The organism is Pectobacterium quasiaquaticum, from assembly GCF_014946775.2.
Classification (GTDB): domain Bacteria; phylum Pseudomonadota; class Gammaproteobacteria; order Enterobacterales; family Enterobacteriaceae; genus Pectobacterium; species Pectobacterium aquaticum.
This window is the reverse complement of the sequence record NZ_CP065177.1, coordinates 730,421-742,679: the sequence shown is the minus strand read 5'-3', so window position 1 is coordinate 742,679 and position 12,259 is coordinate 730,421. Positions and strand designations below refer to the sequence as shown.

Genomic DNA, 12,259 nt, shown 5'->3' with positions numbered 1-12,259 from the left:
CTTTACCCTATTCGCTTAACCATCACGTGCGTGATCAACATGCCGACCGAGACGCTGCACAAGGCATAAATCAGCACCGACGTTCCCACCGGATCGGAAAACAAGAAACTGAAATCCTCCGGTGACTTCATGTATAGATAAGCCAGACAGCCGGGGAACAGTGCGGCGACAATCTTGGCGGACGCGCGCGCTTCAGACGTTTTGGATTGCACTTTCAGTTGCAGTTCCCGACGTTCACGCAGCGTCGCGGACAGACGCTCCAGCGTTTCCCCCAGTCGCCCACCCGCTTCCTGATTGATGATCAAAATCACCACGAAGAAACGGTATTCGGACATCGGCACCCGTGTTGCCGAGGCCTGGATCACCTGACGCAGCGGAATCCCCAGCCTCAGCCAGTGATCGATCGTCTTGAATTCATTCGCCAGCGGCCCAGTGAGGTGTTCGGCGACAATCGCGAAGGTATTCGCCACCGGCACACCAGCACGGCAGCTGCGGGTAATGGCATCAATCGCTTCCGGCAGGCTCTCGCGCAGCGCTTTCAGGTGTTTTTGCAGCGTCGAACGGAATAGCAGCATGCCAATGCTGATAAACAGCATCAGCGTAAATATCAGCCCCATCGTGAGCGGCAGCAGGGTGCGTTGCCCCAGAATCATGCCGAGAATCAGGCTCACCGCCCCTAGCGAAAGGGAGCGCTGGAGCAGGTTCTTTTTCCAGCCGATGAACGTCATCTGCGCCCAGAGGATCGCCAGCCAGCGCCCAATGACCGGGACACCCATCAGCGGCGTTCTGATCTCATCACGCAGAATGGAATCAGACGCTACGGCGGCGGCCGACGGGCTGACCTCGTTCAAAATCTGCTGCCAGCGTTGTTCACGCTGCATGCGCTGCTGCCGTGATTTTCTCCAAGCGTTGACCGCCAATAGCAGCATCAGCACGCTGCCAAACACCAGCAACGTGATCAGATTCAGGCGTAAATCACTCATCGCGTCTCCTCTGCCCGTCACTGCGCATCGAACAGATGCGCTTTATCGCTGTAGAACTGCGGGCGCTGAATGTGCTGAACATAGTCACCCGTCAACAGACCCTGTCCATCCATCCCCTGAATGTTGAAGCTGAACAGATCCTGAAGCTGGATCACTTCGTTCTCCATGCCACACACTTCGGTAATGGACACCACGCGGCGCATGCCGTCACGCATACGCTCGATCTGAACGATCAGGTGCACCGCACTGGCGATCTGGCGGCGGATCGCCATCAGCGGCAGTTGCATGTTCGCCATCATCACCATGTTTTCCAAACGTTGTATCGCATCGCGCGAGGTATTGGCGTGCACCGTACACAGCGAACCGTCGTGACCGGTGTTCATCGCCTGCAACATGTCAAAGCTCTCGCCGCCGCGCACTTCGCCCAGAATGATACGGTCAGGGCGCATACGCAGGGCGTTACGCATCAGATCGCGCTGGTCGACGCGCCCCGTACCTTCGGCGCTAACAGGACGGGTTTCCAGCCGCACCACGTGCTCCTGCTGCAATTGCAGCTCGGCGGCATCTTCGATGGTGATGATGCGATCGGTACTGCCGATCTTCTGCGACAGCGCATTCAGTAAGGTGGTTTTACCCGCCCCCGTTCCGCCCGAGACGATCACGTTAACGCGCGCCTGCATCGCTTTGTTCAGGACATCCGCCATCGCGTAGGACATGCAGCGGCGCTCTGCCAGCATTTCCAGCGACAGGTTGCGGCGCATAAATTTACGGATCGAGATCGTGGTGCCGTCGATCGCCAGCGGATAGGTAATGACGTTGACGCGGCTACCGTCCGGCAGACGTGCATCCACCATCGGGCTGGCTTCGTCGATGCGACGACCCACCGCGGCGGCAATACGCTGCGCGGTGTTAAACACATGCTCTTCATCAATGAAGGTAATCGGCGACAGTTCCAGTTTGCCAAAACGCTCGACAAACACCTGACCGGCACCGTTGACCAGAATATCGTTGACCGTGTCATCCGACAGCAGCGGCTGGATCGGCCCGATCCCAGTCATCTCATCCAGCATTTCGGCGGCGATGGTTTCCTCTTCCTGACGAGAAAGCTGCAAGCGCTGCTCATCACAGATGCGGCGGATCACCGTTTCGATCTGCACTAACAGCTTGTCGCGTCCCATCATCGCCGCTTTACCCGCGTCGATCTGATCGTAGAGCTGTGCGCGGATAATCCGACGCTGGCTGTTTCGGTTGTCCGTCTGGCGGGCAGCCGGTGCCGATCCAGAAGAGGTATTCACCGCAGGCTGTGTGCGGTTCTCCGCAGCCGGGCGCGTTTTCAGTTCTGCTACATTGGCAGCAGGCGCAGGCTGAGGCGTGCTTTTTCCCGCTTCACTTTTTTGCAGGTTATTCTTGCGAATCAACATAGTCCTGAACCCCAAAAAACAGTCTGTAACCCTTTGAAAAACGGTGAACGCTGAACATCATCAGGCACGTTTTAACCAACGCGAGAACCAGCGTTTTTCCGCTGGTCTGGCGCGTACGCCGCAGGCCAGATCGACCAGTTGACGTAATCCCTGCTGGAAAGCAGGTGCCGCGGCCAGATTCAATGCGCCGAGCGTCAGGCTCTGCGATAACGCGTGGCCCGCATTCGGCAGCACGACATCAATCTTCCGGCCGGTAAATTGTTCGAACTGATCGCGGCTCAACGGCGCGGTCGTAGCAAAACGGCTCTGGTTATGTACCAGCAACAGACGTTGCCCTTCGCTTTCGTCGCCGATCTCATTCAGCACGCGCCGTACATTACGCGCATCCTGAAGCATCAATTCCGTCACGATGATGCGCAGATCCGCGTAGGTCAGCACATCGAGCGCACCGGTCGGGTAGCTGCTGGGCAGATCCCAAATCACCTGATTGAACATGCGGCACAGCGCACCGCCAAGATTCAGCACGTTATCGACGTCAACCGGGGCCAATTCTCCCAGCTCTGGCTTCTGTGCCAGCAGGTGCAGACGGGTATCCACGCGCAGCATGGCGCGTTGCAGTAGTCGGGTATCCAGTTCCTGCGTTCCCAACACCGCCGCCAAACCCGCGTCATCGGTTTGCCCATGTAACAGCAGTTGGTCGCCGTTACGACGGTCAAAATCCACCAGTGCCACAGGCAAATGACGCTCGCCGGACAGCAGGCGGCTCAGCCCCATCGCCACGGTACTGGCACCACTTCCGCCGCTGGCGCTGACGACCGCAATCGTCCTGCCCATGCGGGCATATTCCGGTCCAGCCTGTTGGCCTTCACACTTCGCCAGCGTTGCCGCCAGCAGATCCAGCGTGAACGGCTTCACCAGATAATCCACCACGCCCGCCTGAAGCAGGGCGCGGTATAAGCCGACATCCTGTTCTTTGCCCGTCGCAATCACCTGACTGGTGGGGCCGCAGACGCTCAGCAGCTCTTCGAGTGCCGGAAGCGGCCAGTGCGCCCCTTCCAGATCCACCAGCAAAATACGTGGCGGGACATTCAGTTCACACCATTGACGCGCCGCAGCGATACCGCCGGACATCACCGGCACATCCGGCTGTTTAAGGCGAGTAAAGAGATCGCCGATATCGGCTACATCGCGTACGTCATTGGCGAACGCCACCAGCGGCAGCGCCAGTTCTTCACCATCGTTAGGGGTAATTTCACTCATGGAATGTCACGCCCTTAATCTTCTTCAAAGTTAATGTCGATGAGCTCTTTCACCTCATCTTTGTGATAGCGTTCGATGCTATTGACCGCCGCCACGCCATCCGCACTATCCAGCGCTTTGGCCTGAATCAGATCGCGTGGTTCGGCGACCATCATCGCCAGATTGTTTTGCGTGGCGCAGCCGAGAGAACCCATTGCCTCATAGGGCTTCACCATCAGTTGATTGGGGTCGTTGATCGTGCAGCGGGTGGTTTTGACCACCAGCGCTTCGGAGATCACTTCCAGATCGCCATTCTGTCCACTCGCCGTAGAACGGCGCATCTGCTTCACATTCTGTGGATTAGCACCGGCGTTTTTCAGCACGGTAGCCAGTCGCCCTGCCATCTGCTCACCGCTTGTGCTGTGCGGGATAAGCGTCAGCGTCTGTGCGGAGAGCCGTCCCTGATCCTTCAGCATGATATTCAGCTGTTTCAGGGATTCCGGCAGGAACCCGCGCCCGTTCGGTGCAACCAGTAACGGTACTGATACCGATGAAGGCTGGACGGCAATCGGTTGCAGCCCAGGCTGATCGAAGCGCTGCATACGCACGTCGTTAATCGGCTTATTCCATCCGCATCCTGCCAGCAGAACAACGGCGGTCAGCACCGCTGCACGCAGGTGCAGTGGGCGAAGCAGAGGGTAACTGTTGTTGATCGTTTTCATGTTTTATTGCCCCTCGCGGACTCAGTAGAGATAGCCGATAGATGCAGAGCGCGGCATGGATGAATCCAGCATTTTCACGCCTTGTCCCGGAGTCTGCAGATCGCCCGCGTTAACCGGCTCAACGACATAGGCGGTCGCGATAATCACCAATTCCGTTTCTTCCTGACTGGTGGCTTCGCTTTCAAACAGGCGGCCAAACATCGGGACACTGCTTAATCCCGGCACGCCGTTGATCGTCTGGCTACCGGCGCTACGCAGCATGCCCGCCAGCGCAAAGCTCTGGCCACTGGCTAGCTCTACCGTGGTATCCGCACGGCGTACGGTTAAGGCCGGAATGCGCGATCCGCCTTCCAGCTGTACGGAACCGACGTCGGTTAGCTCACTGACTTCCGGTGCAATGTGCAGGCTGATGCGATTGGCTGACAGCAGCGTTGGCGTCATGCGCAGAATCACACCATAGGATTTGTAATCGATGCTGACGCTGTTGTTGGTGATCAGAACGATTGGCACTTCCCCGCCTGCGGCAAACGCCGCGGTTTCCCCTGACATCGCCGTCAGGTTAGGTTCAGCCAACACGGTCGCCATGCCCTGCTGGTTCATCGCGGTTAACAACCCGCTCAGTCTGGAACGGCCGAAGTTCAGGAAGCCAGAATCTGTTGGGTTAGCAAATCTCCCGGTCGTGGCGTTGAACAAATTAAGACGCGATCCGCTGCCTGCGGTCATGTTGCCGCTACCGGTGCTCAGTGATGCCGCCCAGTTGAAGCCCAGTTCACTGGTTAACTTGCGGGACACTTCCACTACACGCACCTGAATATTGATTTGCGAAGGCGTTTTGATTTTTAGCTGGTTGATCACTTTGCCAGAGGATTCGCTGGAGCCAGGTAGTCTTTCGCCACCGCCTCCCCCACCCTGCCCGCCGCCGCCGGAGGACGCGCTGATATAAGCCTGTATGCTGTCGATCACGCGCTTGGCATCCTGCGGGGTATCGACGCTACCGCGCACAATCACGCCGCTGGGAATCGAGGCTTCCAGTTGGATATCCGCACCGGGGAATTCACGCTTCATGCGTTCACCCAGCGCTTTCAAATCATGCTCAGACACCAGACGAATGGCGTTGATCACATTGCCATTTTCATCCATCGCGTAGAGCGTGGTGGTGCCGACGCTTTTAGCGTAGACAAATAGATTACCCGGTGAAGGCAGTTCAAAACTGGCAATATTCGGATCGGCCACCAGCACGCTGTCCGGCAGCGCATTGAGGTGCAGTAACCGTCCCTGATTCACGGTCAGTCGCACCTCATCGGTGACTGGCGCTACCGATACACCGGCAGCCAACGTGGTCGCAGGCGACATCATCGTCGTCAGCGTGACAGGCAATACTGCATTAAACAGGCCAGCGGCCAGCAATCGTTTGCACGTACCCCGAAAGTCCGATTTCAAAAACAGCGAAAACATCGTCATTTACTTAATTCCGTAATGGGCTTTATTGTTCCATGAGCAACTTGCGGCACCCCGCAGGCTGTCAGATGGCGTGTTCTTCCTATCGGGAGGGGAACGTCACCACGTCTTTTTGCTCAGCGCGATAGATTTTCACTTTGTGTCCGCCGGATCCGGCAGATAGCGCTCCGTAGATATCGGTCGCCAGCGGAACTGTGGTCACATGTGGTCGCCCTGTGGCCAGATCGACAACATCATCCAGATCGGCACTGCGCAGTGCCAAATGCAGAATGCCTAGTTCTTTGGCAACTGCCAGCGCTTCAGCCTGCTGAGGCGTCACTTCCAGCGTCACGGTTTGATAAGTTGCAGGACGAGAACGCACGGCAGACTCACGGCTTTTGGCAGTGGCATCAAGCACCGTACCGTCTTCCGCGGTATCAAAGCGTGGGTATATCGGCGTACCGGTTTTATCGTTCAGCGCCAATACACGTAAATCGCGTACGATCGTTTGTGATGCCAGCAGCGGCATCACAACAGGCTGATTACGGCTTGCAGGTAGCTCTGACTGATCGTCTCGTTTCATGCTGAGGATCACATCAACACGATCGCCAGCGGACACTAACCCAGCATTGCTCGCAATAGCGCTGGTAGGAACGGAGATAGCACGCATCCCTTTACGCAGCACAGCAGCAACAAAGCCCGGCTCATTAGGCTTTACTAATACATTACTGTTTAACGGCGCACCTTCTGCCACTGTTTCACGCAACGTTGAGCCGAACAGTAGCGACTGACTGTCTTTACCGCGAACAAAGTTAAATGAACGAGAAACCGATTCATCTGTCTCCTGCCAGCGCAGGGAGGATGAATCCAGAAAGTCACCGGGATGCAGATCTTTCGCGGCCACCAAAACAGCCGTTTTTTCCGGTGCTTTAACCACAATCGGAGGCGGCGCAGGGGGTTCAGAAGAGAGATGGCTACGCACCATCAGCGCAACAATGCCTGCCAGAACGAGCGCGCCTGACAGTACGTATGTAGAGTTCACTTTCATTTCAACTTGCCTACCTAAGCCGTATGTGTCTTAAAGCTGCGACAGAATTAAAACAAGGGAAAAATCAGGACATACATCGCGCCAAACGCAATGGCGACGCCGTAAGGTATGCCTTGAGAAAGATCGGCGGGCAGCGCGGGTGGCATAGGCAACCGACTCTTGAATATCCGGTTGGTAGTTTGAATGCCCATCGCCACCGCTGTGGGTACGGTATTCAGCAGCGGCAAACTGAGCGCCAGAACACCGCCCGCCAGCGCCGTCACCATGACGAAAACGATCTGGTGTCCTTGCCCAACCCACAGGCACAGCACACTCATCAGCTTGACATCCCCAGCACCTAATCTGCCGGTGAGGAAAAGCAAAAAACCCACAACCAGTACTGCCGCCGCGCCTGGCAGCGCCCAGAGCGTTTTCTGTAGTGCCAACATATCTAACGCGCCGGATTGCAGGACATGTGAAGCGCTGAAAAACAGCCAGCCCAGCAATAAAATCAGTACCGCCTGATTCGTAATTTTGCGTACTAACAGGTCGGTACTGATACACCACAGCAGGCACCCCATCAGAAGTGCCGTCTGCGGCCAGTGCGCGTAATCCGCCATCCCGTACTTATTTCGCTGCGCCGGATGTACCGCCGCTGGTACCCGTACCGGTGATTTGATCGGCGATTTGGCTGAATTTCTCATTCAGCGCTTTCACGAAGATACCGTCGCCGCCGAAAATCGCGCCGATGGCTGCTGCCATTGCCGCTGCAAGAATGCCGTATTCGATAGCCGTTACACCGCTCTCGTCACGCAGGAAAGAACGCAGTTTTACTTTAATATTTTTCATGGGAAGACTCTCTAATCCGCAGACAAAGAAATCATGACCTACTCAGAAATTCGGGGGGAGCCATGATGATAATAAGATTAATAATGAGACTTATTATCAAGCAGAGCAAGCAGTGGAACATTAATATTCGTTAATCTTTCCATACAAAAAATTATCAATATAAATCAATAATTAAAACAATTTACATTGCAGGAGAAATTAATAAATATTCATGTTTTTTGCAGGGATATTCATAAGCGATCAAGAAAAAAATAGTCGCGGTAAGCAGGGTAAACCCACTCACCACGCATCGTATTCATCAAGAAAAAAAGAGGATTAGCAGCGATTAAGGCACAGATAAACGTTCAGGCCCGGCTCTGAGGAGTCCAGATAGAGTTTGCCACCGTGCAGGTCGGTAATTGCCTGCACCAGAGATAATCCCAACCCGTAACCGGACTGAAACCAAGTATCCAGCCGCTGAAAACGCTGTAGCGCTTTGGCATGCAGCGCAGGCGGAATGCCCGGACCGCGGTCAGCAACGCTCAGGGCGATCCAGCCACGATACAGCGTCACGCTCAACGTGATGTATTTTCCCTGTGCTGCGTATTTCAGCGCGTTCTCGACCAGATTGGCCAGCGCCTGAAACAACAGCGCTCGGTCGCCAAAGAGCTGAATACCGGCTTTTATTTCAATCTTCAAGCGACAGCCGCGCTCTTCCGCCAGCGGCTGATAATATTCGGCAATTTCTTCCAGCAACTGGCGTGCTTCAATGTTCTCAAACTGGTGTACACAGCGCCCACTTTCGATTTCACCGATACGCATCACGGTACGGAATAGCCCGAGGATTTTATGCACCTCGCCCACCGCCAGATTCAACTCATCACGAATGTCGTTATCCAGCCCTGCCCGCTCCGTCAGGTTGAACAAGCGATTTTGCAGATGCGTCAGCGGCGTACGCAGTTCATGCGCGACATGGCTGGAGGTGCTGCGCACCTGCTCCATCAAGCGCTCAATCCGTTCCAGATTCTGGTTAATATCGGCACTCAGGCTGTCAAAATCATCGTCGTAAGGCGACAGCGGCATACGCACCTGTTGCTCACCGCTGCTGTAGCGATGTAGCGCTGCACGGATTTTCTCCACGCTGCGCAAGCGGCGTAAGCTGAAATGACGGCTGATAAACAGGCAGAAAAGCAGCACGACAAACAGTCCCGCCCCCGCCACAAGCGGGATTGTCCTCACCCGCTCTAACATGGGTCGAATGTTGTAAGCAGTAAACAGCACGCCCCCGTCATCTAACATCACGGACAAACCGATCAGATTAGGATCGTCTGGGGTGGAAATTTCGGCTTTAAGACAGCTGACATCCATCTGGCAATCGGTATGCTGTCGGATTTCCAGAGGGTGCGTATTGGTAGAATAGGGGGGTAAAGGATGCATTTTTAAGGGATGATTGTGATACAGAATATCACCGTGTTTATCCATCACCAGAAACAGCGGTAATTCATCCCCTTTCGCTCGATTATCCTGCCGTAATTGCGTAATCAGGCTATCGACATTCGTTAAACGCGACTGCATCGAGTAGTCGTAAATATTACCCAGAATAACTTCACGGACATGCGTTCTAATCAGCGTTTCACTTAATGAACTGAAGCCGACAATACACATCAGCATCATCAATAAGAACAGAAAAACAATGGTTATTGCCTGGCGAAAATTAGAGGTGCATAAAAAGCCAGGGTATTGGCTTGCCCCCAGTAATTGCCAGTGTTTTATTTTTACCTGCCAGCGCTGCCCGAGCTTCTTTATTTTTATTTTATTCAGCGTGGCTGCCAACATCGGTTTTGTCCTTATCTACCGCGCCTAGTGCGTAGCCCATCGCTCTTAGCGTTTTAATTAATGGATGCGGGAAGCCTCTATCAATTTTTGCCCGCAGCTTTGACATATGAACGTCGATCAGATTGGTCTGCGGATCAAAATTGTAGCCCCATACGCGCTCTAACAGCATCGTACGCGTAATCGCCTGCCCCGGATTTTCCATTAATATAATCAGTAATTTGATTTCTTTATCGGTCAAATCGATACGCTTACCGCCGCGCCATGCAATACGCTGCATACGGTCAAGCTGCAGGTCTTCAAAGGTCAGCATGGAAGGATTATCGACATGGTGTTTACCGCGCCGCGCCATAATATCCAGACGTAATCTAAGCTCATTAAAATTAAAAGGCTTGCCGAGATAATCCTCCGCACCAAGCTCTAAGCCCATCACCCGATCGACATCACGATCCAGCGCCGAGAGCAGCATAATAGGCGGATGACGTGAGCCTTGTAATTCACGTAATACCGTAAATCCATCCATGATGGGTAACATTCTGTCCAGCAGAACGACATCATAAACTTCATCCTTGATTGCTTTTAATGCGTGTGCGCCATCGTGCACCATTCGGCAAGAATGGCCGTGGGAATGTAATTTAGACCCCAGCCAATGGCACAGCACAGAATCATCATCAACCACTAATACACGCATAATTTTCCCCTATAAACGTGGCTTATTACCTAATTAATTCAGGGTTAATGTCCGTTTATTTTATCTGGTCCTTCAAACAGCTATTCACCCCACACGATGTTGATACCGTGCGGGCCGTTTTTTGCTTCTCGTTTTTTGCTTCTAATTTTTTACTTCTCTGGTTTTTACTTCTCTGCTTTTCACTTATGAGAAAAGTCCTACAGATAATAACAATCATTATCATTTAGTGACAAGCAGTTTACAATCGCCTGACGTCGTTCTTAGACTGGACGCATAAAAAACCTCCCCATTACTTACGCCATGGGGAGGGTGAAAAAGGATAGAGAAGAGAAAGAAATCAACGCGGTAACGAGGATCGCCTCACCGCGCCTTACTCGTTTTCGATAAGGAGCGCTTCCATCAGATCGAGATCGCGCAGCATTTTTTGCAACGTCTCATTGCTGATTTGCTGCGTGGCACGCAGGTGATACAGCTCTGCACGTTCAGAATTCAGCGCAGTCAGGCGAAAACGCCGTTCCAGATTCTCAATCAGCAGGCCATTTTCAGGGTCGTCTTTATCAATGAGCCGTCGGCGCAGATTACCGATGACGCGCGCACTGACTTCTTTCAGCACCTGCTCATCAATGTTTTCCTCCCGATCGGCGGCCAGACGCTCCTCCATTTTGTGCATACTTTTGATCGCCACTTCTGCCACCGCCATACGCGCCATGCGGATTTCTTTAGCATGCGCGGTCTTGTCCGCGACCACCACACCACGCAACAGAAACGGCAACGCCAGCACGCCACACAGCAGAGAAAACAGAATAACGCCCGTGGCGATAAACACCAGTTGATAGCGTGACGGGAACGCGGTGCCGTCCGTCAGCAGCAGAGGAATAGAGAGCACGCCCGCCAGCGTAATCGCCCCTCGCACGCCCGCAAAAGACGCAATCCACAGCTCGCGCGTGGAAAACTCAGCAAAGATCATCGGGCGCTTTTTCTGGATGTGCATGCTGTATTTTTTCATCACCCACAGCCAGCAGAAACGCAGCAGCAGCAAAGCACCATAGATGATCGCGATATCGGTAAACAGCATCCAGGTTTCAACCGTTGGATCCAGTTCAGCCTGCGTCACCGAAGTTTCCAGAATGCCCGGCAATTGCAGGCCCAACATGATGAACACCATGCCGTTAAACACGAATTCCAACATCGACCATACGCCGTTCGCACGTAGCCGCATCGTCAGCGGCGCGCTACGAATGACACCCGATTGACCCATCGTCATCCCCGCGGCTACCGCGGCCAGAATGCCCGACACACCAATGTGTTCCGCAATCAGATACGACGCAAAAGGCAACAGCAGCAGCAACACGATCTGCGTTGCGGCATCGCCACCGCTCCAGCGGCTGATAATACGCAGCGATTTACCGAATAGCCAGGTCACGCCGACGCCCGCCAGCAGACCGCCCAGCGCCACCTGCATGAACGCCAGCGTGGCACCGGAAACCGTAAACACCATCGTGCCCATCGCAATCGCGACAGCAAATTTTAGCGACACCAGACCGGACGCATCGTTCATCAACGCTTCGCCCTGCAAAATGCCCATCAGCTTTTTCGGAATACGATCTTCACCCACGATACCAGACAGCGCAACGGCATCCGTTGGCGACAGCACGGCGGCAAGCGCGAAGGCTGCAATCAGCGGCATACCTGGCACCATCCAGTAGATGAAATAGCCGATGCCCACCACGGTAATCAGAACCAAAACCAGCGCCAGACCAATAATTTCACGACCGTGCCTCAGGAACTCACGCGTCGGTGTTTTCCAGCCGTCGGCAAACAGCAACGGCGGAATGAAGAGCACCATAAACAGCTCGGGATTGAAATCAACGTGCAAGCCGAACTGAGGCCAGGCAAGGATGGCACCCAGCGCGATTTGCATTAAAGGCAAAGGGATTTGAAAAGGTAAAATGCGGGTAACAACCCCAGACAGGGATACAACCAGGGTCAAAATAAGAATCGTAAAAAATATTTCCATGCTTTCCTTAGACGTACTCCTAAATCAAAAAATTCTGCCTGTTAGCGAGTAAACTGCTCTT

The 12,259-nt window shown here is 54.1% G+C and carries 11 protein-coding genes; all 11 read right to left on the bottom strand.

Annotation, left to right across the window (positions count from 1 at the left end):
- Positions 1-2: 2 nt before the first annotated feature.
- The 11 genes from IG609_RS03460 to IG609_RS03410 all read right to left on the bottom strand — a co-directional run bounded on the left by IG609_RS03460 (position 3) and on the right by IG609_RS03410 (position 12,198).
- Complete coding sequence (locus IG609_RS03460; RefSeq protein WP_193397363.1) at positions 3-983, bottom strand: type II secretion system F family protein; 981 nt, start codon at positions 981-983, stop codon at positions 3-5.
- Between the two features lie 17 nt (positions 984-1,000).
- Positions 1,001-2,404 (bottom strand): TadA family conjugal transfer-associated ATPase, encoded by a 1,404-nt coding sequence (locus IG609_RS03455; protein WP_193397364.1) that lies wholly within the window; start codon positions 2,402-2,404, stop codon positions 1,001-1,003.
- A 60-nt stretch (positions 2,405-2,464) separates the two neighbouring features.
- The gene (locus IG609_RS03450) at positions 2,465-3,664 is read right to left on the bottom strand and encodes a CpaE/TadZ family protein (protein ID WP_193397365.1); all 1,200 of its coding nucleotides are present in this window, start codon (positions 3,662-3,664) and stop codon (positions 2,465-2,467) included.
- A gap of 14 nt (positions 3,665-3,678) precedes the next feature.
- Positions 3,679-4,365: a CpaD family pilus assembly protein gene (locus tag IG609_RS03445; protein ID WP_193400693.1), complete on the bottom strand. Its 687-nt coding sequence runs from the start codon at positions 4,363-4,365 to the stop codon at positions 3,679-3,681.
- Positions 4,366-4,386: 21 nt separating this feature from the next.
- Positions 4,387-5,826, bottom strand: coding sequence for a type II and III secretion system protein family protein (locus IG609_RS03440; protein ID WP_193397367.1), 1,440 nt, complete (start codon positions 5,824-5,826; stop codon positions 4,387-4,389).
- A 79-nt stretch (positions 5,827-5,905) separates the two neighbouring features.
- Positions 5,906-6,850, bottom strand: a complete 945-nt coding sequence (gene cpaB / locus IG609_RS03435) for a Flp pilus assembly protein CpaB (protein ID WP_193397368.1) — start codon at positions 6,848-6,850, stop codon at positions 5,906-5,908.
- A 47-nt stretch (positions 6,851-6,897) separates the two neighbouring features.
- On the bottom strand, positions 6,898-7,449 hold the full coding sequence (locus IG609_RS03430) for an A24 family peptidase (protein ID WP_193397369.1): 552 nt from the start codon (positions 7,447-7,449) through the stop codon (positions 6,898-6,900).
- 7 nt (positions 7,450-7,456) lie between these two features.
- Positions 7,457-7,678, bottom strand: coding sequence for a Flp family type IVb pilin (locus IG609_RS03425; protein ID WP_193397370.1), 222 nt, complete (start codon positions 7,676-7,678; stop codon positions 7,457-7,459).
- 315 nt (positions 7,679-7,993) lie between these two features.
- Positions 7,994-9,493, bottom strand: coding sequence for a sensor histidine kinase (locus tag IG609_RS03420; protein WP_193397371.1), 1,500 nt, complete (start codon positions 9,491-9,493; stop codon positions 7,994-7,996).
- Positions 9,471-10,181, bottom strand: a complete 711-nt coding sequence (locus IG609_RS03415) for a response regulator transcription factor (RefSeq protein WP_102117422.1) — start codon at positions 10,179-10,181, stop codon at positions 9,471-9,473. Before IG609_RS03415 ends, IG609_RS03420 begins: the two co-directional genes overlap by 23 nt.
- A gap of 370 nt (positions 10,182-10,551) precedes the next feature.
- Entirely contained in the window at positions 10,552-12,198 is a 1,647-nt protein-coding gene (locus tag IG609_RS03410) for a Na+/H+ antiporter (RefSeq protein WP_193397372.1), read from the bottom strand.
- Positions 12,199-12,259: the final 61 nt, after the last annotated feature.